Below are 23,468 nucleotides of genomic sequence, written 5' to 3' on the forward strand. Positions count from 1 at the left end.
TATCGTTCAATATTAGCAATTAAATGTCAATAATATTTATTTAATACAATTAAAAGTTAATTCAAAAATATCTAACTTTAAAATTGTTCTAAAAACCTGAGATCACTTGTATAGAACTTTCTAATATCGTCTATTCCATGACGAACCATGCAAAATCTTTCCACCCCAAGTCCAGCCGCGAATCCACTATATTTTTCTGGATCAATCCCTAATTCCTCTAGGACTGCGGGATCTACCATCCCGCAACCCATAACTTCTAACCATTTACCTCTCCATTGAACATCAACTTCTGCTGATGGCTCCGTAAATGGGAAATAACTAGCTCTGAATCGAATAGGAAGATCTCCAAAAAACGCTTTTAAAAAAGCCATTACTGTTCCTCTTAAATGACTAAAGTCAAGCTTTTCATCTATTGCTAAGACCTCAATCTGATGGAATACCGGCGAATGAGTAGCATCAACTGCATCTCTTCGATAAACCCGACCAGGAGAAACAATTCTTACAGGAGGTTTTTTGCTTTCAAGGCAACGAATCTGAACAGGCGAAGTATGCGTTCTTAAAAGATATTCACCTCCCAAATAAAAAGTATCTTGCATATCTCTTGCAGGATGGTCAGGTGGAATATTTAGTGCCTCGAAATTGTAGTAATCATTTTCTATCTCAGGTCCTTCAGAAACTTGGTACCCAAGGCCTAAAAAAAGATCAATTATTTGCTCAGTAGTTGTTATCAAGGGGTGCCGATGTCCTTGATAAATACCAGTTGAAGGCGCTGTAACATCTATAGTTTCTTTTATTAGTAACTGATTTAAAGCCTGAGTTTTTAAAATTTCAAGCTTTTCCTTTATTAATTCTTGCAATTGAGTTTTTAAAACGTTCGCTCTTTGACCAATTTCAGGTCTTTCCTCACTAGAAAGATTTTTCATCCCTCCCAAAAGAAGTGAGAGTTTTCCTTTCTTTCCAAGGAAAGCCAACCTTAACTTCTCTATTGATTCAGAATTTTCAGCAGCAGCAATATCTTTTGCCGCCTCGCTTTCTAGAATCTTAAGCTCATTAATGAGCTGTTTTAGGGATAATGTTGAACTCAATGAATTCCAGTCTCGAGTACTAGTTTAATCGGCAACCAGTCCCAGTTCTAAAAACCAATAGATAAAAAATGAAACCATTGAGAATTTTAATTAGTAATGATGATGGAGTTTTTGCAGAAGGGATAAGAACACTTGCCATATCTGCAGCGAGCAGAGGACATAAAATTACTGTCGTTTGTCCAGATCAAGAAAGATCAGCAACCGGGCATGGATTAACTTTACATTCCCCTATACGTGCTGAAAAAGCAAACGAATTATTTGGAGAAGGTATTCAAGCCTGGGGATGTAGTGGCACCCCTGCTGATTGCGTAAAACTCGCACTTAATGAACTTCTTGATCAAAAACCAGATTTAATCCTTTCGGGAATTAATCATGGACCTAATCTTGGGACAGATATTTTTTGCTCAGGGACTGTTGCTGCTGCACTTGAGGGGACTTTGGATGGAATCCCATCTATTGCAGTAAGCATTGCAAGTTTTCAATGGAAAAGTTTTAGTTTTGCTGGGAAACTAGCCTTAGATATTGCAGAGAAAGCAATTCAACAAAGTTGGCCAAAGAACTTACTATTAAATTTAAATATTCCCCCTTGTGAAGAAAAAGAAATGGGGGCTTTAGTATGGACAAGACTTTCAATCAGACAATACGAGGAGCAATTCATTCGTAGGGTCGATCCAAGAGGGAACACCTATTTTTGGATGGCTGGGGAGGCAGTAAAAGATCTTCAATCGGCTGGAGAAGGACCTAAAGAATGGCCAAGTGATGTTTCTCAAATTGCTTTATGCTCCCCCTCCTTAACACCAATTCAACCTGATCTTTTTTGGAGAGGAAATTTGGATAATTTGCCAAAATTAATATAACAATTAGTTTTTCCTGAAAATCCTTTGCAATAACCATAAAGAAAAAATCAGACCAATCAAATGGGCAAATAAAACTTGGGTATTACTCAAGACAGAAAGCATTTCTAAAGAAGTAATTGGATAGTTTTCCATTGCTCTCATACCTGTACCAATTGAAATTCCAGGGGCTTGCATTGAAGCCTGCACGAACAAAGCTCCTGCTAAAGATTGGTAACCGACAGAAGAAAAAACCAATCCGACTAAATCGACAATCAAGCCTCTCTTTAGCAATCGACTAGTTTCACCTCTGCTTGGGCGCGCCTCGCTGCCTAAAGCCCTTCCAGTCTTTACTATCAACCATCCTTGCCAAAGGCTAAATAGCAACAGAATGAATGCCAATGTCGTGAGAGACAAACCTGGTCCTAATCCCAATGCTCTCTCCGAATTTCTAGCTAAACTACTTCCAACATTGTTGAACAACAAAACACCCACTACCACTACACCTAAAATTGTTTGAATCCAAAACCGAAGCCAACCAATTCTTCTCATACCTAGAGAAAGCAATTGAAAGTCGCGTTGATCTGCCATCACGATGAATAAGGCGATAAACCAAACTTGCCATCTAAGCACAAAAATTGCACGTTTATCTTGATTCCTCTCTGTGCTCCTGAAAACGCAAAACTACCTACAGCACTGGCTTTAGGTAGTTTCGATGGTCTTCACTTAGGTCATAAAAAAGTAATAAAAGCCATCTTAAAAGAGCCAGTTGGCGTTCCAACAGTTGTCAGTTTCTGGCCTCATCCTCGTGAGGTTCTATTTGGAGAATCAAGATTAAGATTAGATTTACCTAATGAAAAAACATTTCTGCTCGAGCCACTAGGAATAGAACAATTAGTTTTGGTTCCTTTCAATAAAACTCTTGCCTCTAAAAGTGCTGAGAGATTTGTAGATGAAATTCTAGTAAAAACCCTTCATGCTAAACACATAGCAGTTGGAGAAAATTTTAGGTTTGGACACAATAGAGAAGGTGACATTTCTACTTTAAAAAAGATAGGTGCATCTCTAGGAATAAAAATTTCTATTATTCCTATCCTTGAAGACGAGCATGGTCGACTTAGTAGTAGCAGAGTACGAAAAGCACTCAACGATGGTGATTTAAAACAAGCAAAATATCTATTGAAGCGTCCGTATACTTTTAGAGGGACAGTTGAGAAAGGGAGAGGTTTAGGCAAAAAAATTGGATGGCCAACAGCAAATTTAAAAATAGACGGGCGAAAATTTCTTCCATCTTTGGGGGTTTATGCGGCCTGGGCTTCGATAGCAAACAAAAAAGAACGTTTCTCAGCAGTTATGAATATGGGCCCTCAGCCTACAATTGATCCAAACTCATTATCAGCAGTAGAAGTTCACCTTCTTGAGAAAAAAATCAACCTATTAGGACAAGAATTAATTATTGAACCTGTGCAAAGAATTAGACTTCAAAAAAAGTTTGAGAGCATTGAAGCACTGAGCCAGCAAATAAGTTTAGATGCAATACAGTCAAAAGAGATATTGGAAACAATCACTAAATCTACTAAATCTAAGTAATTGAGGGATAAGCATTAGATAATCCCCATACAACAAATAAACCTATGCCTCCCAACAAAAAAACGCCCCAAATAAGAACGGTCATATTGCTCTCAGAATCATTTTCCACAATAAAATTTAAATACATATCATCTAATAAAGGATGACATGAAATCAATGTCTGTCACCCCTCCATCTGATAATCGTATTGCTCAATTAATTGACGCGAACCTTGATCGCGCTAGGGAAGGGCTTCGAGTCATGGAAGATTGGTGCAGGTTTGGTCTAAAGAGAAGTGATTTTTCTATTCAAATCAAAGATTGGAGGCAACAACTAGGGGGACATCATCACATTATTTATCGAAAAGCGAGGCTCACATCAAACGACCCAGCTATGGGAATTTCACATCCGTTACAAAAAGTCAGATCAACTCCAGAGGCTGTATTTATTGCGAACTCATCTAGAGTTCAAGAAGCCTTAAGAGTAATAGAAGAATTTACTCGAATAACAGATCCAAAGCTCTGTGAAGTGGCCACCAAGATTAGATACGAAACTTATGAGATCGAGATAAAAGTGCTTAGTACTACTGAGGGTATACAAAAAAGAGAAACCTTAAAAGATTGTTCCATATATTTAATCACCACAAAAAAGAGAAATCTCGAAGAAATTGTTCATCAGTCCCTCAAAGCTGGTGTAAAAATAGTTCAATACAGAGAGAAATTTTTAAATGATAATGAAAAAATTTCTCAAGCTAAATGCCTAGCCTCTCTTTGTAAAAAATACAATTCACTTTTTATTGTCAATGACCGTATCGATATTGCTCTGGCTGTTGAAGCCGATGGGATTCATCTAGGGCAAGAAGATATGCCAACAAAAATAGCGAGAGAACTACTAGGACCTGAAAAGATCATTGGCCGAAGCACACACTGCATTGAAGACATAAAAAATGCCGAAAAGGAAGGCTGTGATTATATTGGTATAGGGCCAATTTTCCCATCTGAAACAAAGAAGAAACTAAGCCCTCTTGGTATTGACTACCTTACAAAGGGGTTAAGTGAAACTTTCCTACCCGCATTTGCTATTGGTGGAATCAATAGCTCAAATATCAAAAAATTAAACCAGATTAATAATCTACGAATAGCCGTGTCTAATGCAGTCATTAACGCAAGTGACCCCTTTTCAAAAACCGAAGAGCTTCTCAAATTTCTAACATGAAATTAAAAATTAACGGCGAAATTAAAACCATTAAAAACTCTAATAAAGATTTTCTCCTGGAAGCTTTACTTGAACATTTAGGTTACAAACCTCAATTAGTTGTGGTTGAGTTAAATGGTGCAATTATCAATCCAAAAGATTGGATAATTACAAAAATAAATAATGGCGATTGCTTAGAGGTTGTGACAATTGTTGGTGGAGGTTCCTACAGTTAGTAAATCCTGAATATATAAGTGTTCAAATCTATTCGCTTTAGTTGGATTAAAAGAAAACAGATTTTTTCTTTTCTGGTTGTTTCAACAATCATCTTTTTTTCTTTATTTACCAATCCCAACACTGCAGCAGCAGCTAGTGGAGGAAGAATAGGTGGAGGAAGTTTTCAGGCACCTTCTGCGCCACGAAGACAAAATTACGGAGGCTATGGAGGCAATAACTTTCGAGGTTATGGAAGTGGGTATAGAGGAGGTGGTATAGGTTTTCCTTTCTTATTGCCAATATTTGGCTTTGGTGGAGGTGGGATTTTTGGTTTTTTAATACTTATGTCAATTGTTGGTGTAATTGTTAATTCATTTAAAAGCTCTTCAAATATTTCCAACGCAAGCAATAACTCAATAGTTTCTCAATCAACGAACCCATCCAAGGTTTCGTTAATTCAGTTTCAAATTGGCTTACTGGCAAGTGCAAAAGAAATTCAAGTGAACCTAAGGGAGCTTGCTTCCTCTTCAAACACCTCAACGTCATCTGGCCTTCAAAGAGTTCTTCAAGACACAACACTGTCCTTGCTTAGGAAGCCTGAATTATGGGTCTATTCCAATATAGAAACAGGTTCTGTTCCATATGCCTCAGCAGAATCAACATTTAATCGGATATCAATAACTGAAAGAAGCAAACTAAAAGCAGAGCTCACATCAAACTATTCTGGTCAAATATCTAGCTCAACAAATAAGCAATCCAATCCTGGGGATTCTGATTCAACAAATGAATACATCGCAATAACCATTCTCGTAGCAACAAAAAAAGATTTAAGTCTTCAAAACTCCGCAAACACCGAAGTCATCACAGAAGCTTTGAGAATCTTAGGGTCAATATCATCTAATGACTTAATTGCCTTAGAAGTTATCTGGCAACCTGACGGAGAAGGAGAGACACTGAGAGAAGAAGAACTAATAATTCAATACCCAAATCTTAAACATTTATAAAGTCAGTGTCCAAAATAACCAAAAAACGGATTTCTTTATATTTTTTTCATCTTATTTACGTAAACAACAGTCAATTTTTACGTAAATAGCAGTTAGGATTCGCTCACATATTTATTAATTACGGAAGTGTCGGCTTCTTCGCAACCAGAACCTCGCTCAATGAAATGGGAAAGCTCGGGAGAGTTAGCTCAAAGAGATTTATCAGAATTAGTCACTCGTCTTCTAGATGTTGAATCGAGCAACAATAGTGATGAGCTAACAAGACTTAGTAGCAAATATGACGGAGGATCTTAAGACTACAAATAACCCCTTGCGCTCCTCAAGTTATTAGTTCAACTTAGGGGAAATAAGTGAGTTTAATGAGAAGAAAGACTATTCAATGGATAAATACTCCTGTTATTTCTGAAGCAATATTCCGTTATGAGAAAGGTCTACTTCCTAACTCAATGAAACTATGGTTAGAGCAGGTTCTAGAAATAAAATCAGAAAAATCTATACAAAAATCCTCTACAAAATAAAATCAAAATTAAGTTGATAAAATTCTCATAGCTGCCATCGCGGCTCCATAACCATTATCAATATTCACTACTGTTAATCCCGGCGCACAACTTGCAAGCATTCCCTCCAAAGCAGTTTTACCTCCACCACTCATCCCATATCCAACTGAGACAGGAAGTCCAATAATTGGCTGAGGTATTAACCCAGCCAGAACCGTAGGTAAAGCTCCCTCCATTCCTGCACATGCAATAACTACTTTTGCTAATTTTATTTCTTCAAGCCTGTCTAGCAACCTGTGAAGTCCTGCTACGCCAACATCAATCAACAATTTAGTTTTTATTCCATGCAAGTTCAAAGCTATTTCTGCTTCTGATGCCACTCCAACATCACTGGTTCCTCCAGTCAAAATAATTACTTCTTCCTCAGAAGAAGAACATTCCTTAAATTCCCCCAAAGTTAGGCAACCAGATATTTCATGAAATTCTGCAGAAGGAAATTCAACTAAAAGTTTTTGACCCTTTTCTTTAGTTAGTCTTGTCACTAAAGCAGTTTCACACTCACGTTGAAATTTTTTCAATATTTCAGATATTTGTTCAATTGTTTTATGCTCCCCCCATATCGCCTCAACTACTCCGAGTCGGGTTCGCCTCTGAAAATCAATAATTGATTCATTCATTATTTACTCTGGATTTAATTCCCCCTCAAAGATCAATGGAAAAGGATTTCCACTTCGTTCACCTGTTTCCTTTCTGGCAATCTTTTCAAAGTCATGCTGGACAAGATTTATTTCTGTCTGCGAGATGCTTTTCCAAACGGCTCTTGACTCCCATCCAATTAATAAGGTTGCTTCCTCTTCTTTAGGATCCCAAAAAAGTTGGCGTCCTAAAAAACCATCTTGTTTTAACAACCATGGCTCCCAACTTCCTTCTTCAGCTTTTAACCAAGCATTTTTAAATTTTTTCGGAACATCAAGCTTTAGGTGCTCGACAATAGATTCCTTTGGAAAATTCACTTTCAATAAAGATTCAGCTTGAATATTTTCCACGTTTCCAAAAATAGTTGAAATAAAAATCACACTTAATAAAAGGAAACTAAATATTTTTTCGATAAAATATTTAGTTCTAAGAGTTTTCATTCCTTTTCATTAAAACAACTGCATGACAACATATACCCTCTTCTCTTCCCTCCGCACCTAATTTCTCATTTGTAGTTGCTTTAACTCCTACATCATCAATGTTCACTCCTATTTTCTTAGATATCTTCTCCTTCATTAAGTCGATATAAGGTTTTAATTTTGGCCTTTCAGCAACAATAACTGAATCAATATTTTGAATCTGCCAACCTTGCTTCTCAATTAATTCCATGACGTGTCCAAGCAGAATTAAACTGTCTGCATTTTTCCACTTAGGGTCATCTGGAGGAAAATACTTTCCAATATCGCCCAATGATAACGCACCTAATATTGCGTCCATAATTGCATGAGTAAGAACATCTGCATCACTATGCCCATCAAGGCCTAAACCCTCTGGATGGTTTAAGGTGACTCCTCCAAGAATTAAAGGTCGTCCAGAAACCAATCGGTGCATGTCATAACCGTTGCCTATTCGTAAGTTCACTTCAGTTTTCAATAATGAACTTCTTTTAATAGATGATAATTGGTCGAGCTTCCAAAGTTCGAACAAATCGGGTCTACGTGACTGCGTCCTGAGTTCTCTTTGCTTCTGCCTCCATTCTCTAATTAATTTATGGTTACCACTTAAAAGGACATCAGGAACTTTCACACCTCTAAATTCTGCGGGTCGGGTGTATTGGGGATGTTCTAAAAGAAACTCATTATGACTTTCTTCTTCTAATGATTCGGCACTGCCTAAAGTTCCCGGTAATAGACGTACAACTCCATTAATAAGAGTTATCGCAGGAATTTCTCCACCCGTAAGAACAAAGTCTCCAATTGAAATTTCTTCATCAGCTAAAGACCGAATCCTTTCATCAAATCCCTCATAGCTTCCACATATCAATATGAGTTGATCTTCTTTTGACCATCTAGAAAAATCAGATTGAGATATTTTTCTACCTTGTGGAGTCATCAAAAGTATTCTTTTTTTATTGAGCTTTGGAATTTGATCAAAAACCGAAAAATAGGGTTCTGGCTTTAAGACCATTCCTGCTCCTCCGCCATATGGCTCATCATCAACTTTTCGATAATTATCTATCGCGTGGTTACGAGGATTATGTATGTGAATTGATGCAATCTTCTCTTCAAATGCTTTTTTTATTAGTCCATGATTAAAAAAATTTTTAAAAGCTTCTGGGAAAAGGCTTACGACATCGAATCTTAATTTACTCATATAAATTAGCTACCTTCATAACCAAACTCATTAAGCCGAGAAGATTTACTTCTCCAGTCAGGAACAACTTTAACAAACAGTTCTAGATAGACATTTCCATTAATTAAAGTTTGAATTTGCATTCTTGATTCCTGGCCAATTTTCTTCAACATGCTTCCCCCTTTACCTATTAAAATTCCTTTCTGACTTTTTTTCTCAACACAAATAGTTGCAAGAATTCCAGTTCTTGATTTCTGTTCAGATTTTTTTTTCGAGGTTATGTCTTCAATTTTATCAATAGAGACTGCAACACTATGAGGTACTTCTTCGCGTGTATTTATTAAAACTTGTTCTCTTATAAATTCAGCTATCAAAAACTTCTCAGGATGGTCACAATTCATATCACTTGGATATAGCTGAGGTCCAAAAGGTAGTGTTTCTTCTATTTCACTAATTAATTCATTACATCCCTGACCTGTAAGAGCGCTACAACAAAAGACTGGCCAATTAGTACCATCTAAAAATTCTAAATATTCTTTCTTTCTTTCTTTAGATTGACTCAACGCTAAAAGATCCCATTTATTCAAGGCAACAATGACAGGGATTTTTAAATTCCTGATCAAATTCAAAATAAATGCGTCCCCCCTCCCTGGAGAATGGCTGGCTTCAAAAATAACTAAGACTGCATCGACATCTCCAATAGATCTCTTTGCACTCTGAACAAGTCTTTCACCTAATAAATGATGTGGTTTATGAATACCAGGAGTATCTACAAAAATAATCTGAGACTTTTCATTCGTGAGTATTACTTTCAATCGATTTCTAGTGGTTTGAGCAATTGGAGATGTAATTGCTATTTTCTCACCTATAAATTTGTTTATGAAAGTTGATTTGCCTACATTGGGTCTACCTATTAATGCAATAAATCCTGATTTAAAATCGTCATGATTTAAATCTCCCAAAGACATTTCTTTCTCTACGATTATCTATAGCCTTACTATAAAAGTGCAATAAAACCATGAATGATCAGAAACCAACTTTTAAAGAAGCAATGGAAGCAACAATGATTTGGTGCAAAAGTTGGGAAAATGATGAAATAAGTGACGAAGTTATTTCTGATCGAATTGGAGAGCTTATTAAGACAGTAGAGGGTGCAAGAGGATTTTTTGTTGTAAGTCTCTCAATAGATTGCCCTTTAATGGATAGATTTCCGGATGCTTTGATTTTCCAATTAAGAAGTTCTGGAGATATTATTGTTGATTTAACCGTAAAAAATCTTGCAATGAGTTCAGCAATGGTTGTAACACATCATGAAAATAATGATTCACAGGAAATCCAGTCAGAGCGAATAAAAATTCGATGTATTGAGTTACTTAAGCTATTAGATTCAACTCAGGTGAAAAAACGTTTAGATGTTTTGCTTGAAGCAACAAAAGGAAATGGAACTGACTTGAAGTTTATTAATAAATGGGGTTATAACGATAAACAAATCAATGCTATATCAGAAAGTATCTATGAAGTTGCGACATAAAAAAAGAGCCTTGCGGCTCTTTTTTTATGTCGCAACTTCATAGAATTAATCTCTTCTTCCACCACCTTGAAGAGCAATGATTAGACGAAGAACAAAAACAAATAAGTTTATGTAAGTTAGGTACATACCTAATGCTCCAGCCAAGTACTGCTCGTCGTTATATCTTCTTGGCATTGTGTAGAAATCTACAAAAGACATTGCAACAAAAAGTACAGTTCCAAAACCGGCAATCATCAATTCAAAGCCACTGCCTCCAAACATTCCTGGAGCAAATAGACCTCCAACAAATTGGAAAACCATAGCGATAATCAAACCAAGCAATCCAAGACCAACTGCACCTTGCAAAGCTTGGCCAACGTTATCACTCATTTTTCTGCCAACTGAAGAAGCAATTACGAAAGTAATTCCAGTCGCAAATACTGCAGTTCCTATCGCGCCCATTCCTGCAACTTGAATTGCTAAGCCAACAATCCCACTGAGAGTGAAACCAGTAAGCAAGCTAAATCCAGTCAAGAGAGGAAGAGCTTTGGAGTTATTTGCATTATTGGCAGCGCTACTTGCCATAAAAAATAAAACTATTTCTGCAATAAATGCGACTATAAATAGAGGGCCGAATAAAGGATTGTTAGTTGCTTGTAAAGAAAGTCCACCTAAAACACCTAATCCAGTTAATGCCATTCCTCCGCCTACATAAGGCAAGGCTTTGTTAACTACATTTGGGCCAATAAGTGCACTAGATTGTGCTTCACGAATAGCTTGTTGAAAATTGCTGTTTGCTGGCATAACGCACCAGATAATTATTAATACCTATTTTGGCACAAAAAAAATAAGTCTCCATGAATGTGAATGCGGATCACCCTATCGTCTTTTTTTATCTAGTTCTGCATAAGCATCAACAACGCTTTGAACAAGTGGATGTCTTACTACATCTGCTGAAGTAAGTCTGCAAACTGAAATTCCATCAACCTTTTCGAGTAAGTCTGCTGCTTCTATAAGTCCGCTCATTTGTCCATATGGCAAGTCAACCTGGGTTACATCGCCAGTTACTACCATCCTTGACCTCTCACCTAATCTGGTAAGAACCATCCTCATTTGTGCTGGTGTCGTATTTTGAGCCTCATCAAGTATGACAAAAGATTCTTCTAAAGTCCTACCTCGCATGTAAGCCAAAGGCGCAACTTCAATTACGTTTTTTTCTATAAGTAAATTAGTTTTTTCTTGTCCAAGTAAAGAATGAAGTGAATCATATAAAGGTCTTAAATAAGGATCAACCTTTTGCTGTAAGTCCCCAGGTAAAAACCCCAATCTTTCGCCAGCTTCAACTGCAGGTCTTGTCAAAATAATTTTCTCAATTTTTCTCTCAGTAAGCATTCGAACCGCTAATACAGTTGCTAAAAATGTTTTACCTGTTCCTGCTGGGCCTAAAGCAAAAGTAAGATCACTTTTTTCCATAGCTTCTACATAAAATTTTTGTCTAATTGTTCTTGGTCTTAAAAGATTTCCTCTTTGACTTCTGGCTAAAACTTTATTTGTTGATTTGGCATGATCATTTTTTTTACCATTATCCAATGCTTTAGCCGCGGCATGTAAATCAACGGCCGAAACAATTTGTCCTGCTTCCCAAATTGGCCTAACTAATTCAACAATTGCAGCAGCTCTCTCTAATTGATAAGAAGTTCCTTTTATTTCGAGTTGCAATCCCCTTAACGCAAAAGTAGCACCTGTAAGGATTTCTAATCTATGAAGTGTTGACTGACCAGTTCCTGACAAAGCAGTAGCAGCATTGGAATCAGGCAGATCTATACAAAAGCGACCTTGGGTGGCTGCTTCAGACATAAATATAAATATTCATGAAATTATTGATACTCATCAAAAATTCTTATTCAGAAGTTTTCGATGCCGCTGCATCTTTTTTCTTTGCTGATCTTTCTTTTTCTTGTTTTTGCTTACCTAAAACTTCAGCTGGTCGAACTTTCTTTTCAAGGATTCCTCCTTTTTCTAATAAAGTTCTTACTGCATCAGTAGGCTGAGCACCTTGTCCTAGTCGAGTTCTTAAAGCCTCTGTATCTAACCTAGTTTCTTTGGTTCTTGGATTGTAAAAGCCTAGCTCTTGTAGAGGGCGACCATCTCGCCTTGAAGTGCTATTACAGGCAACTAGACGAAAACTGGATTCACGCTTTTTACCAAACCGCTTAAGGCGGAGCTTGATCATCTTCGATTTATTTGTAAGTGGATTGAACTCAAAAGTTCTTCAATCTAATAATACTCCACAGATGATTAATTTAGCCTTTTGATATCTCTAAAGATCACCAAAACCTTTCTTTTTCTTAACTGGTCTCTGTCTTCGGGGTGCAGAACCAGGTCCTCCTTTTCCTTTTCTTGACTGATATGGATTAGGACCTGATGAAGACATTCCAGGAAGTCCTCCCATTCCAGGTAGTCCTCCCTCCATACCAGGAAGTCCTCCTCCAGTAGACATCTGCTTCATCAAGCCTCGCATCCTCTGGAAATCCGCGAGAACCTTGTCAACGTCTGCTGGCTGATGTCCACTGCCACTAGCAACTCTCCGACGTCTTGATGGTTGTGCTGCCAATAATTCAGGCTTATTCCTTTCTTCTACTGACATTGAACCAATCATTGCTTCGATTTTTTTAAGTTGATCTTCTCCACTTTTGATCATTCCATCATCAATTTTATTCATGCCAGGAATCATTTTTAGCAGCCCCCCTAACGAGCCCATTCGCTTTATCATTCTCATCTGTTTTACGAAATCCGAAAAATCAAAAGTTGCTTCTTGAAGCTTCTTTTGCATGATTTCTGCATCAGCAATTTCAACTTCTTTCTGCGCTTTTTCAACAAGAGTTAAGACATCACCCATCCCTAAGATTCTGCTAGCCATCCTCTCGGGATAGAAAGGTTGCAATGCCTCAACCTTTTCTCCAGTCCCTATAAATTTAATTGGTTTACCACTGATTTTTCTTATGGAAAGAGCAGCTCCACCTCTTGAATCTCCATCTAACTTTGTGAGAACAGCGCCTGTTATTCCTACTTTTTCATGAAAACTTCTTGTAATATCTGCGGCCTCTTGGCCAATCATTGAATCAACTACTAACAAAACCTCATCAGGTTGAACAGCCTCTTTAATACGAACCATCTCGCCCATCATTTGTGTATCAATTTGAAGTCGACCAGCAGTATCCACAAGAACAGTGTCAAATCCTTCGTCTTTAGCTTTTTCCAAGCCTTTTCTGGCAATCTCTTCTGGCTTTAAGTCGGAACTTAAATTAAAAACCTCCACATCAATTTGATTCCCCAGCGTTACTAATTGATCAATAGCTGCTGGTCTGTATGTATCAGCCGCAACCAGTAATGGTTTCTGATTTTTTTCTTTAAGAAGCAATCCAAGTTTTGCTGTTGCTGTAGTCTTCCCTGCCCCCTGAAGTCCAGCCATCAAAATCACAGTTGGTTTTTCTTTTGAATTTGCCAAGGGGTCATTCTCTCCACCCATGACATTTACAAGTTGCTCGTGGACTACTTGAATAAATTTCTGCCCGGGGTTTATACCTCTGACGACTTCTGTACCAACAGCCTTTACTCTTACTTCTTCGATAAATTCCTTTACTACTGACAAACTAACATCTGCTTCTAAAAGAGCTCGTCTGACCTGCTTAAGTGCTTCATCAACATTTTCCTCTGAAATTTTTGCTTCACCTTTAAATGCCTTTACAGCATCTTCAAATTGATTAGTCAGTTCATCAAACATTTTCTTTGAGTTACAGAAAAAATTTTAAATTATTTTTTAATTTCCACTAATATAATCAACGACTAGCCAATTATTTTTATTCTTACCTATTATATATTTTACTTTCAAAGAAGGAATAACAGTTTCTGATAAAACCTCACCAGAAGAACTAATGCTTTTATCTTGATAATTTAATTCTACATCTGCTGCTATTCTTTTATCTGACCTTTGAACAATTTTGATTGAAGTTATATTTGTATCAATAATCTGTCTTTGACCTAATAATTTATCTCTCTTTCTTTGTTCAAGAACTCTATTAAAAAGGGAAGGTCTTGCAACAGAACTAAGAAATTGACTTTCTAAACCATTCAATATATCTGCTTTACCTTTCAACCAAGATTCAATAAGAAATTGAATTTCTTGATCAGATGGTATTAATGAAATAAGAGGGATTGATTTATTTAAGTTTGATCTTTCTTTGTTATTAGATATTTGACTTAAATTATTATCATTAGTTTTGATTTCATCTGTTTTAACAACTTCAGAGCTTGCAATATTAGTGAGATTTTTATTTTCATATGGTTTTCGCTGTGTAAGTATTCCGATACTAGTTCCAATAATAAATAGACCAGTAAAAGCTAAAGCACTTGTATAAATTGGCCGATTAACTATAAAAAATTTAAAATTTGAATTTTTTATAAATTCCAATGCTGAGGAATATTTTGAAATTATGTTTTTGACTAAATCATATTTCAAGAAAGCTTCTTTACTTCGTAATCGTGATTTGAATGACTTTTCTTTCAGAATTTCATCTAAAGCCCCTCCTGGCATTGGCAAATCTGCTTTTTCCCCGAGATTTTTAGATAAATTATTCTCAAGTTGTTGCTCAGGAGTCAATGACGATAGAAACGAAAATCCTGCCTTTGCGATACCTAATGCTCCCTTTTTCTCAAGCTGGTCTACGTACTCTTGTACTTCTTTATTGGCAAACCAATCATCAAGATTGACATTTTGCATTTCTACATCCTTAAAACCAACTAAAACATCTTTTTTTAACCAATTTCGGCAATAGTCACAAAGAGCCGCCAAAGTTTCACCAGGATAGTTATCTAACCAATCTTTTAATTTCTCATCTGAGCTACTTCTAAAACGAGCTTCTGCCTGTTTTACATCCCCTAATAAAAGGTCTAGGCATCCAATTAATGGCATAGGGTCAAAACCATTAATGTTGATATTTCGAAGATATTTACGAGCCTCTTGTAAAAGTTCCGGATTCCTATAAGAAAATCCAGACGCAACTAAAGCGAAAGCGGCAAGAAAGCCTGCATCTTCAGAACCTCTTCTATACCAATTCAAGTATAGTTTTGACTGTTCTTTTGCAGTTAAAAATTTTCTAATTTGAAGAAAAAATAGCTCAAAGTCAGTTTGATTTAATCCTCCTATCTTTTCTGAATTTCTTTTTCCTTCAAGTCCGCCCCTTTTATTAACAAAATCTTCCAGCAAACTCAGGCCATCAAAATGAGACTTTTCATCTTCTTTATTTCTACTTAATAAATCAAGAATTCTGTATGGAAGTAATGCCTCTAAATCAGATTCAAGGGTCTTTCTTTCTTCAACAAGCTTTCCCATTCTTTGTAGTAACTGTATACCTTCCTGAAGCAACTCAGCCCCTGAGGCGTATCTTCTAAAAGCCTGTTCATCAATTGAGGCATCTCTACAAGATAAAGCTGCTATTAACGTCAAATCAGACTCTCTACCACTTCCAAGTGCAGGGGCTTGTGGAGGTTGTAATGCTTTTTTTGCAAGCTTAAAAGCTTGGAAAGAAGCTTTTGATTCCCAAAGAAGAAGTAAACCAGCAACTTCTCGATTTGAAGACAAATCAAGACCTGAAGAACCCTCAATAAGGGCGAGTTCGTAAGATTGACGTTCTTTAGGATTGGATAGAAGATCGGCAGAAAGTCGTAATAGCTCAGATCTCTGAGCTAAAAGTTCATATGTAAAGCCTTGTTTGGGAGGACGATCTAGTCTTAGCTGAAAAGCCCTGAGGACTTCCTCAGCATTTGAAGAAGGGCTAACCCCCAATAAGCGAAAATGATCAATAGGTAATTCCAATCGCTACTAGGTAATTACAAAAAAGCTCTAGGCATCGTAAGGCGTTTTAACCATTTTGCATCCATTGACCCTTAAAGTCTAAATAGGATTGATAAGTGAATATGACCGAAGTCATGTCTCCCAACCCAGACAAAACCAGCCAAGACCCTTGTCCTAGCAGGGAACACGCGGACAGACTAAGCAATCTTTCTGATACAAAACCAGCTAAAATCAATAGAGACATTGCTTTAAATCTTTTCAAAGACATGACTTTGGGAAGACGTTTTGAAGACAAATGTGCTGAAATGTATTACAGAGGAAAGATGTTTGGTTTTGTCCATCTTTACAACGGACAGGAGGCGATAAGCACAGGTGTCATTGGTGCAATGCAACGTAAACATGACTGGTTTTGTAGTACTTACAGAGATCATGTCCATGCTTTGAGTGCTGGAGTTCCTGCTAAAGAGGTAATGAGCGAGCTATTTGGGAAAGAAACAGGCTGCAGTAAGGGCAGAGGTGGATCTATGCATCTTTTTTCAAAAGAACATCATCTTCTTGGAGGTTATGCATTTATTGGTGAAGGAATTCCAGTTGCACTTGGGGCCGCTTTCACTAGCAAATACAGAAGGGAGGCTCTCAAAGAGAATAGTGATTCAGTAACTGCAGCTTTTTTTGGAGATGGAACTTGCAATATTGGTCAGTTTTATGAATGTTTAAATATGGCCCAATTATGGAAATTACCGATCATATTTGTAGTCGAAAATAATAAATGGGCAATTGGAATGGCCCATGACAGAGCAACTAGTGAGACTGAGATATGGAGAAAAGCCTCTGCATTTGGTATGCCAGGAGAAGAGATTGATGGAATGGACGTATTAGCCGTAAGGGGGGCCGCTCAAAGAGCCCTAGAGAGAGCAAGAGCTGGGGAAGGTCCCACTTTAATAGAATGCTTAACTTATCGATTCAGAGGGCATTCTTTGGCTGATCCGGATGAACTTAGATCTGAGAAAGAAAAAGAATTCTGGGCTAAAAGAGATCCAATAAAAAAGCTAAAAAATGATCTAACTACTGCTGGATTAGTTACTGATGAAGAATTAAAAAATATTGAGAAAGAAATTGATCTAGAAGTTAATGATGCTGTTGAATTTGCTCTAAACGCACCAGAGCCTGACCCTAGTGAATTAACTAAATATATCTGGGCAGAGAACTAAATATTAATAAATTTTCAAATTCCACTTGGAAGTTTTCTAGTAAGGTTTCTCAATTTCCTTAGAGCTTTGAGCTCAACTTGTCTAACCCTCTCACGTGAAACTTGTAAAAGTCTTCCTATCTCAGCGAGAGTATGTCTTTCATTACCCTCTAATCCAAATCTAAGTCTAATCACATGTTGTTCTTGTTCACTTAAATGACTTAGCCACCTTCCCAATTGCTCTTGATGGATTTTTTGTTCAACTTTATCCAGTGGTTCTTCCCCTGAGCCATCTGCTATTAGATCGCCTAAAAAGCTTCGGCCTTCATCGCCATTGACTGGAGCATCGAGACTGCTTGTAGTAAGGGCTTGCCTCAAAATAGAATCAAGTTCTTCTAACTCAATTTCCATTGCCTCAGCTATTTCTATACGACTAGGCATTGCGCCTAGCTTATGAGCCAAATCCAAGCTGACTTTTCTAATGGTTGCTAATCTCTCACTTAAATGAACAGGAAGTCGGATTGTTCTTGACTGGCAAGCAATAGCCCTAGTCATGCTTTGCCTTATCCACCAAAAAGCATACGTAGAAAACTTATAGCCACGAGTAGGGTCGAATTTTTCAACCGCCCTTTCTAATCCAAGAGAACCTTCCTGCACTAAATCTAGAAGTTCTAGACCTTTTCCTTGGTATTTTTTTGCAACACTTACTACTAGCCGAAGATTGGCTTTCATCATTCTCTCCTTTGCCCTCCTTCCAATTCGAATCAATCTTCTCTGATGAGTATTAAATTCTTTGCTCTGGTCTTTGATTTGCCCATCTTCAGTGAGATTCATCATGGTTTGAACCTGATTACCAAGTTCAATTTCTTCAGCAGGCGTTAGGAGAGGAACCCTTCCAATAGAGGAAAGGTACCAACTAATTGGATCACTGCTGCGTCGTTTTTGTGATTCAGCAGGCTTGGGTGCAGTTGAAACCATTGTTTCTTGACCCCTTACTTCAAAGTGGTAAGACTTTCCTACAGAAATCGTCAAATAAGCCTGGGTTTCAAGAAGGCTTCAGATTCTGTTGACGATTAGTTAACAAATGACACCAAATCGACCATTTCGAGCGCTATAAATGTTTGTTTCAAAACATTTCAAGAGCTATCTTTTTTTATTAATTCTCCAAGAAAAGTGCAAATAGCACTTGCGGTGCCCCCTCTTGAGCAAGATGCACCAGCATATGCATGCATCAATGCAGATGCAGCGAGCAAATTAGTATCCAATCGCTTACCACTTGTCAGCCCAATAGCTCCCATCCCAGAAACGAAACCAGCCAAAATATCGCCGAGGCCAGTTCTTGCAACACTTGAATTCACTTGTCCTATTTGCCAGATTTTGCCTTCTGGATCAGAAATAACACTATGAGCACATTTCAATAAGACCGAAGAGCTGCAAAGTTTTGCAGCCTCAATTCCAGCCTTCAATGGATTCGAGCAATCAATAAAAGGAAATAGCCTCTTAAATTCATCCAAATGAGGAGTAATCCAGGTAGGGCCATTTCTATCATTTAGCCATTCCCAACCTTTCGAAGTTATCGACAGACGATTTATTGCATCAGCATCAAGAATAAGTAGGCCTTTGAAATCCTTTAATTCAGTTCCAAAACAATCTTTTTCTGCTGATATCCCTAATCCTGGTCCAAGCAAAATCGAGTCGAACCTATTCAGATCAACTTCAAGCAAAACATTAGAAAAACCTGAAGAGCCGTCCTGAAAAGTATTTAGATCTCCAAGCAATAAGACTTCAGGGTGAGTACACCAAAGAGCAGATGAAACTGAACTAGGTAAAAAAGCGCTTACACTACCTGCTCCACTTGCTAAAGCTCCATTCAAAGCAAGAGATGCTGCTCCTCTGTATTTCTCACTTCCTGCAATCACCAGCACTCTTCCTCTCTGGTATTTACTTTTACTTTTACTTGGCTTAGGCCAAACGAAAGTAGATAAATCTGAAAATGAAATCCTCAGAGGCTGGGTTTCAGGAAGATCAGCCAAAATCTTATCTGGAATCCCAATATCTACCCTCTCTAAATCACCGACAAAATCAATAGCTGAATCTTGAATCAACCCAGTCTTAAATAAGCCTAAAGTTAGTGTGGAACTAGCTTTACATGATGTATTTGATACTGTACTTCCATTGTCTGAGTCTAATCCCGCGGGAACATCAATACTAATTAATTTATCAGGACTTGATTTCATCTTCGAATTCAATAAGTGCACTATTTCATCAGAAATAATTCTTGATTGACCTAATCCAAATAATGCCTCAATCCATAATGAATCAGAATTCGAATCAGGTTTTTGCTCCAAGTTTTGAATACCTATTCGAATTGCATAATCGAAATGTTTTTGTGTTAATTCTTTTTTCAATGGAAATGGACACCAAATAGATATATCAACGCCTGCCATATAAAGTTCTCTTGCAACAACAAGTCCATCGCCTCCGTTGTGCCCTGGCCCTACTAAAACGATTGCACCATTTTCAATCAATCCTTGTCTGTCTAATATCCATGTAGAGATACCAATCCCTACTTTTTCCATAAGAGCTTCAACAGGCATACCAATAGAAAACATTTCTTTTTCTATGTTTTGCATCTGCTCCGAGGAAACCATCAAATGTTCCGAATCAGATTGAGGCCAATTCAAAATAAAAAAGCAACCAAACCCACTATGAATAGAAGCTACTATCAATGCCCATGAATGTGGAAAAAAGAGAAACAAAAAAAATTTTAAATCATTTGACTTCAGAAGAAACAGTCGCGAAAACATTAAAAAGACTGCAAGCATTTTCTGGAAATCATTCGGTTGTAGTGGGCCTTTCCGGAGGCGTAGATAGCTCCTTAACAGCTGCTCTCCTCTGTGAAGCTGGTTGGAATGTAGTGGGATTAACTTTGTGGCTAATGAAAGGGAAAGGGTCTTGCTGCTCAGATGGATTAATTGATGCAGCAGGGATATGTGATCAACTTGGAATTAAGCATCACATAGTCGATTCAAAAGAAATTTTCCAACAAGAAATCATCAATAATGTCGTGAAAGGATATGAAGAAGGAATTACTCCTTTACCCTGCTCTCGCTGCAATAAATCAGTCAAATTTTCAGAAATGCTTAAATGGGTTAAAGAAAATAAAAATATCGAAAAGATCGCTACAGGGCATTACGCAAGGATTAGATATTCAAATGAATCTTTCGATAGAAATGATCTTCCGAGTGATGGAATTAAAAGACATAAGCTTTTAAGAGGTAAAGATCTCAACAAAGATCAAAGCTATTTTTTATATGATCTCCCACAAGAAATCTTAGGAAAAACAATTTTTCCTCTTGGAGAATTGACTAAAGAGATAACACGAATCGAAGCTTTTAAATATTCATTAAAAACTGCAGAAAAGCCAGAAAGTCAAGACCTTTGTCTTGCTGAACATTACGGATCAATGAATGCTTTTATTGATAAGTATCTACCCCAAAAGAAAGGAGAGGTTGTCCTTAAAAACGGCCAAATCATAGGCTCCCATAATGGAATTCAGCATTTCACGATAGGACAAAGAAAGGGATTAGGTATTGCTTGGGAAGTACCTTTGCATGTTGTTGAAATTGATGCCTCTTTAAACAGAGTAATTGTTGCCCCAAGAGAAGATTCTGGGAAGTCAGAATGTATTGTAAAAGATATAAATTGGGTATCAATTGAAGCACCTCAAGAGCCAATTGAAGTTGAGGTCCAAATTAGATATAGAAGTAAAGCAGTTAAAGCAAAGTTAATACCAATCATTGATATTACTAAAGAAAATTATTGTTATAAATGTAATCTTCATTTTAAAGAAGATCAATTTTCAATCACTCCTGGACAAGCAGCAGTATTTTATAAGGGTGATTATGTATTAGGTGGAGGAGTTATTTCGAAAGAATATTAATATTAACCATACTTACGTGATCGCAAAACACCTATTAAACTTATAAATAAAACTAAAATCAAAGGCAAGTCAGAAATAAATGTATATAATGTTTTCTTTCCATTTAATTCAAGATCAACGAGTTGAACAAGTTCTTTATTTGGTTTAAGGAGGGTATCAATTTTTCCATTACTTTTAATCAAAGATGTTGGTCCGGTATTGGAGACAGCTATTAAATTTTTTGATGTTTCAATACTCCTTAATTGAGCAATAGATAAAAATTGTCTTTGCAAAGAAATAGGATAGGGATCTAAATTTGCAATTACTAAAATCCATTTAGCCCCTTGATTTACTGCTTTAGCTATAGCTTTCCCATTACTCAATTCATAACAAATAGCACCTGCAAAAGATGGCCCATCCCAATCAAGAAGTCTTGATGGATTCCCACTTTCAATTCCACCTACTGCAGAAAGGCCATTTTTCAAAAAGTTTGGCAATGCAGGAATCCATTCCCCCAAAGGGACTAATCTAGATTTATCCAATACTTCCGAAAAAGACTCTTCACCTTGATTAAAAACTAATAGTGAACTTCGTAGAGAACCATTTATTTCCCTAAAACCTCCAGAGAGGAATTTAACAGGAAAATCTCGAATCTTTGATCTATCCAGAGGCAACGTTCCCTCTGGAGCAATTAAAAAAGATGCATTCATTTCAACAGCATCAGTTAATGCTCTATCTACTTTTGAAGGCAAAGCATTTATTTTTTCCTGACTAAATTTTTGTCTTATTGGAATATTTGTTTGCCACATCGCAACCTGTTCTGCCGAATCAGTTGGAGAGTCCAACAACAAGATAAATCCAATTAAATGAGCTAACGAAAAATAAATAAAGCCACGAAGAATCAATTTCTTGATTTTTTTTCTAGCTTGAAAAGCAATTGAAAGTTGCCAAATCCACCATCCAGCTAAAAGATGGATAGAGGCCAAGCCGCCCGAACCTATCCATCTTGCTAATCCAGCCAAAAATCTATCTTGTGGTAATAAACTTGGCCCTACACCCATCCAAAACAAAGGGCCTCTAGATAGGATTTCTTCAGTTAGGCCCCATATTGTTGATAATAAGACGGCATAAACAAACTTATTTTCTAATTTAGAAAACTGAAGTCTTTCAGGAGCCAAAAAACCACCCAAAGCTGACCAACTAAAAACCAGAGTCCCTCCAAAAGCTCCACAAAAAAGCCATATAAAAATGGTAATGGGCAAGCTTAAATTTGAGTTTATCCCTACCCAACTGAGTGGATGCAAAGATAGCAACCACTTATGACTCCATAAAATAGCCATCGCACCCCAACAAAAGCCCCCCCATGGATTCTTACTAGCAGGCCAAAGTAAAGATATTCCCAAAAGCATGGATAAATAATTGCCTTCACTAAGGGAGATTCCTGCTAGAGCTCCACCAGCAAAAGCTTTAATAAAAAGAGAATAGATATTATTCATAAACTTAATTTAATAAAATATACACCTACAAAATTCATACTCTCTGGTTAGTTATCTTTTAAATAGATGTAATTTGGGTATTAATCTGCAAGAATATTTCATACTACTTAATATTGCTGTGAGAGAAATCTTAATTAGCTTTTCTGTTTGCCTTAGCTGCTTGATGATTGCAGTGATCAGCCAAATCATCTCACCAACTCCAACGAATGCCTTACAAATTGACCAACCAATCCAAGCGGATGTAAGGCAATCCACAAAAACCAGCGAGTCTGTAACTAATCCATTTGAATTAGACCCAGAAGACCCAAATCCATCATTTTTTACTATGGCTTCAGATAAAACCAGTTCAAGCAACGCTCCTCTCGGAGGAGCGGAGATAGGAGCATCTCAAGTAACTTCAAGTGGACTAAAAATTACTGAATTAGTTTTAGGTGATGGTCAAGAAGCCACTCCAGGAACAAGTGTCTCAGTAAATTACAAGGGTACTCTTGATGATGGGAAAGAATTTGACAGTAGTTATGGAAGAGGTCCTTTTGAATTTTCTTTAGGTGCAGGGATGGTGATAAAAGGTTGGGATGAGGGAGTCGCAGGAATGAAAGTTGGAGGTAAAAGAAAATTAGTCATCCCACCAGAATTGGGGTATGGCAGCAGAGGAATAGGTCCAATCCCCCCTAATTCAGTTTTAACTTTTGAAGTGGAATTATTGGGTGTTAAGTGAATTTCTTAAATTATTCAGAAAGCTCTAGAAAAAGTTATGGCGTTTGTTGACAA

General features: G+C 37.1%; 25 protein-coding genes. 11 read left to right on the forward strand and 14 right to left on the reverse strand.

Annotated features, from left to right (window positions below):
- Window positions 1-77 precede the first annotated feature (77 nt).
- Complete coding sequence (gene pheS, locus O5633_RS05560; protein ID WP_420063634.1) at window positions 78-1,040, reverse strand: phenylalanine--tRNA ligase subunit alpha; 963 nt, start codon at window positions 1,038-1,040, stop codon at window positions 78-80.
- Between the two features lie 113 nt (window positions 1,041-1,153).
- On the opposite strand from pheS, the gene surE reads away from it, so the two are divergent.
- On the forward strand, window positions 1,154-1,942 hold the full coding sequence (gene surE, locus O5633_RS05565) for a 5'/3'-nucleotidase SurE (RefSeq protein WP_269611141.1): 789 nt from the start codon (window positions 1,154-1,156) through the stop codon (window positions 1,940-1,942).
- A 3-nt stretch (window positions 1,943-1,945) separates the two neighbouring features.
- On the opposite strand, the gene O5633_RS05570 is transcribed toward surE, so the two are convergent.
- Complete coding sequence (locus tag O5633_RS05570; protein WP_011294926.1) at window positions 1,946-2,509, reverse strand: DUF3611 family protein; 564 nt, start codon at window positions 2,507-2,509, stop codon at window positions 1,946-1,948.
- Between the two features lie 27 nt (window positions 2,510-2,536).
- Between O5633_RS05570 and O5633_RS05575 the strand changes: the two genes are divergently transcribed.
- The 6 genes from O5633_RS05575 (at window position 2,537) to O5633_RS05600 (ending at window position 6,419) form a co-directional block, all read left to right on the forward strand.
- On the forward strand, window positions 2,537-3,508 hold the full coding sequence (locus O5633_RS05575; protein WP_269611144.1) for a bifunctional riboflavin kinase/FAD synthetase: 972 nt from the start codon (window positions 2,537-2,539) through the stop codon (window positions 3,506-3,508).
- A 147-nt stretch (window positions 3,509-3,655) separates the two neighbouring features.
- Complete coding sequence (locus tag O5633_RS05580) at window positions 3,656-4,702, forward strand: thiamine phosphate synthase (protein WP_269611145.1); 1,047 nt, start codon at window positions 3,656-3,658, stop codon at window positions 4,700-4,702.
- Complete coding sequence (thiS, locus tag O5633_RS05585; RefSeq protein WP_269611146.1) at window positions 4,699-4,917, forward strand: sulfur carrier protein ThiS; 219 nt, start codon at window positions 4,699-4,701, stop codon at window positions 4,915-4,917. Before O5633_RS05580 ends, thiS begins: the two co-directional genes overlap by 4 nt.
- Before the next feature lie 18 nt (window positions 4,918-4,935).
- Window positions 4,936-5,901, forward strand: a complete 966-nt coding sequence (locus tag O5633_RS05590) for a DUF1517 domain-containing protein (RefSeq protein WP_269611147.1) — start codon at window positions 4,936-4,938, stop codon at window positions 5,899-5,901.
- 126 nt (window positions 5,902-6,027) lie between these two features.
- Window positions 6,028-6,195 (forward strand): hypothetical protein, encoded by a 168-nt coding sequence (locus O5633_RS05595; RefSeq protein WP_269611148.1) that lies wholly within the window; start codon window positions 6,028-6,030, stop codon window positions 6,193-6,195.
- 65 nt (window positions 6,196-6,260) lie between these two features.
- Window positions 6,261-6,419 (forward strand): hypothetical protein, encoded by a 159-nt coding sequence (locus O5633_RS05600; protein WP_269611149.1) that lies wholly within the window; start codon window positions 6,261-6,263, stop codon window positions 6,417-6,419.
- A gap of 8 nt (window positions 6,420-6,427) precedes the next feature.
- On the opposite strand, the gene larB is transcribed toward O5633_RS05600, so the two are convergent.
- The 4 genes from larB to era are packed head-to-tail and all read right to left on the reverse strand — an operon-like array spanning window position 6,428 to window position 9,694.
- On the reverse strand, window positions 6,428-7,075 hold the full coding sequence (gene larB / locus O5633_RS05605) for a nickel pincer cofactor biosynthesis protein LarB (RefSeq protein WP_269611150.1): 648 nt from the start codon (window positions 7,073-7,075) through the stop codon (window positions 6,428-6,430).
- Window positions 7,076-7,078: 3 nt separating this feature from the next.
- On the reverse strand, window positions 7,079-7,534 hold the full coding sequence (locus O5633_RS05610) for a TIGR03792 family protein (protein WP_269611151.1): 456 nt from the start codon (window positions 7,532-7,534) through the stop codon (window positions 7,079-7,081).
- Entirely contained in the window at window positions 7,521-8,747 is a 1,227-nt protein-coding gene (gene trmD, locus O5633_RS05615; RefSeq protein WP_269611152.1) for a tRNA (guanosine(37)-N1)-methyltransferase TrmD, read from the reverse strand. Before trmD ends, O5633_RS05610 begins: the two co-directional genes overlap by 14 nt.
- 5 nt (window positions 8,748-8,752) lie before the next feature.
- Window positions 8,753-9,694 carry a GTPase Era gene (era, locus tag O5633_RS05620; RefSeq protein WP_269611153.1) on the reverse strand — a complete coding sequence of 314 codons (942 nt, stop codon included), beginning with the start codon at window positions 9,692-9,694 and terminating at the stop codon, window positions 8,753-8,755.
- Between the two features lie 50 nt (window positions 9,695-9,744).
- On the opposite strand from era, the gene O5633_RS05625 reads away from it, so the two are divergent.
- Complete coding sequence (locus O5633_RS05625; protein ID WP_269611154.1) at window positions 9,745-10,257, forward strand: hypothetical protein; 513 nt, start codon at window positions 9,745-9,747, stop codon at window positions 10,255-10,257.
- 45 nt (window positions 10,258-10,302) lie between these two features.
- On the opposite strand, the gene O5633_RS05630 is transcribed toward O5633_RS05625, so the two are convergent.
- From O5633_RS05630 to O5633_RS05650, 5 genes are all read right to left on the reverse strand, one after another.
- The gene (locus tag O5633_RS05630) at window positions 10,303-11,040 is read right to left on the reverse strand and encodes a Bax inhibitor-1 family protein (protein ID WP_011294938.1); all 738 of its coding nucleotides are present in this window, start codon (window positions 11,038-11,040) and stop codon (window positions 10,303-10,305) included.
- 75 nt (window positions 11,041-11,115) lie between these two features.
- Window positions 11,116-12,093, reverse strand: a complete 978-nt coding sequence (locus O5633_RS05635) for a PhoH family protein (RefSeq protein WP_269611156.1) — start codon at window positions 12,091-12,093, stop codon at window positions 11,116-11,118.
- A 43-nt stretch (window positions 12,094-12,136) separates the two neighbouring features.
- Window positions 12,137-12,469: a 30S ribosomal protein S16 gene (gene rpsP / locus O5633_RS05640; protein ID WP_269611157.1), complete on the reverse strand. Its 333-nt coding sequence runs from the start codon at window positions 12,467-12,469 to the stop codon at window positions 12,137-12,139.
- Window positions 12,470-12,556: 87 nt separating this feature from the next.
- On the reverse strand, window positions 12,557-14,020 hold the full coding sequence (gene ffh / locus O5633_RS05645; RefSeq protein WP_269611158.1) for a signal recognition particle protein: 1,464 nt from the start codon (window positions 14,018-14,020) through the stop codon (window positions 12,557-12,559).
- 36 nt (window positions 14,021-14,056) lie between these two features.
- Window positions 14,057-16,111, reverse strand: a complete 2,055-nt coding sequence (locus O5633_RS05650; RefSeq protein WP_269611160.1) for an IMS domain-containing protein — start codon at window positions 16,109-16,111, stop codon at window positions 14,057-14,059.
- Window positions 16,112-16,224: 113 nt separating this feature from the next.
- Here O5633_RS05650 and pdhA point away from each other — a divergent pair, with 113 nt between their 5' ends.
- The gene (gene pdhA, locus O5633_RS05655; RefSeq protein WP_269611316.1) at window positions 16,225-17,301 is read left to right on the forward strand and encodes a pyruvate dehydrogenase (acetyl-transferring) E1 component subunit alpha; all 1,077 of its coding nucleotides are present in this window, start codon (window positions 16,225-16,227) and stop codon (window positions 17,299-17,301) included.
- A 14-nt stretch (window positions 17,302-17,315) separates the two neighbouring features.
- On the opposite strand, the gene O5633_RS05660 is transcribed toward pdhA, so the two are convergent.
- A complete protein-coding gene (locus tag O5633_RS05660; protein ID WP_269611161.1) occupies window positions 17,316-18,257 on the reverse strand; it encodes an RpoD/SigA family RNA polymerase sigma factor in 942 nt (313 codons plus the stop codon).
- Between the two features lie 158 nt (window positions 18,258-18,415).
- Window positions 18,416-19,963, reverse strand: coding sequence for an NAD(P)H-hydrate dehydratase (locus tag O5633_RS05665; RefSeq protein ID WP_269611162.1), 1,548 nt, complete (start codon window positions 19,961-19,963; stop codon window positions 18,416-18,418).
- Window positions 19,964-20,007: 44 nt separating this feature from the next.
- Here O5633_RS05665 and mnmA point away from each other — a divergent pair, with 44 nt between their 5' ends.
- On the forward strand, window positions 20,008-21,222 hold the full coding sequence (gene mnmA, locus O5633_RS05670; protein ID WP_269611163.1) for a tRNA 2-thiouridine(34) synthase MnmA: 1,215 nt from the start codon (window positions 20,008-20,010) through the stop codon (window positions 21,220-21,222).
- 2 nt (window positions 21,223-21,224) lie between these two features.
- On the opposite strand, the gene O5633_RS05675 is transcribed toward mnmA, so the two are convergent.
- Window positions 21,225-22,697 (reverse strand): apolipoprotein N-acyltransferase, encoded by a 1,473-nt coding sequence (locus tag O5633_RS05675; protein WP_269611164.1) that lies wholly within the window; start codon window positions 22,695-22,697, stop codon window positions 21,225-21,227.
- A gap of 163 nt (window positions 22,698-22,860) precedes the next feature.
- Here O5633_RS05675 and O5633_RS05680 point away from each other — a divergent pair, with 163 nt between their 5' ends.
- Window positions 22,861-23,415 carry an FKBP-type peptidyl-prolyl cis-trans isomerase gene (locus O5633_RS05680; protein ID WP_269611166.1) on the forward strand — a complete coding sequence of 185 codons (555 nt, stop codon included), beginning with the start codon at window positions 22,861-22,863 and terminating at the stop codon, window positions 23,413-23,415.
- Window positions 23,416-23,468: the final 53 nt, after the last annotated feature.

Origin of the sequence: Prochlorococcus marinus str. MIT 1013, assembly GCF_027359395.1 — a bacterium.
GTDB classification, from domain to species: Bacteria; Cyanobacteriota; Cyanobacteriia; order PCC-6307; family Cyanobiaceae; genus Prochlorococcus_B; species Prochlorococcus_B marinus_E.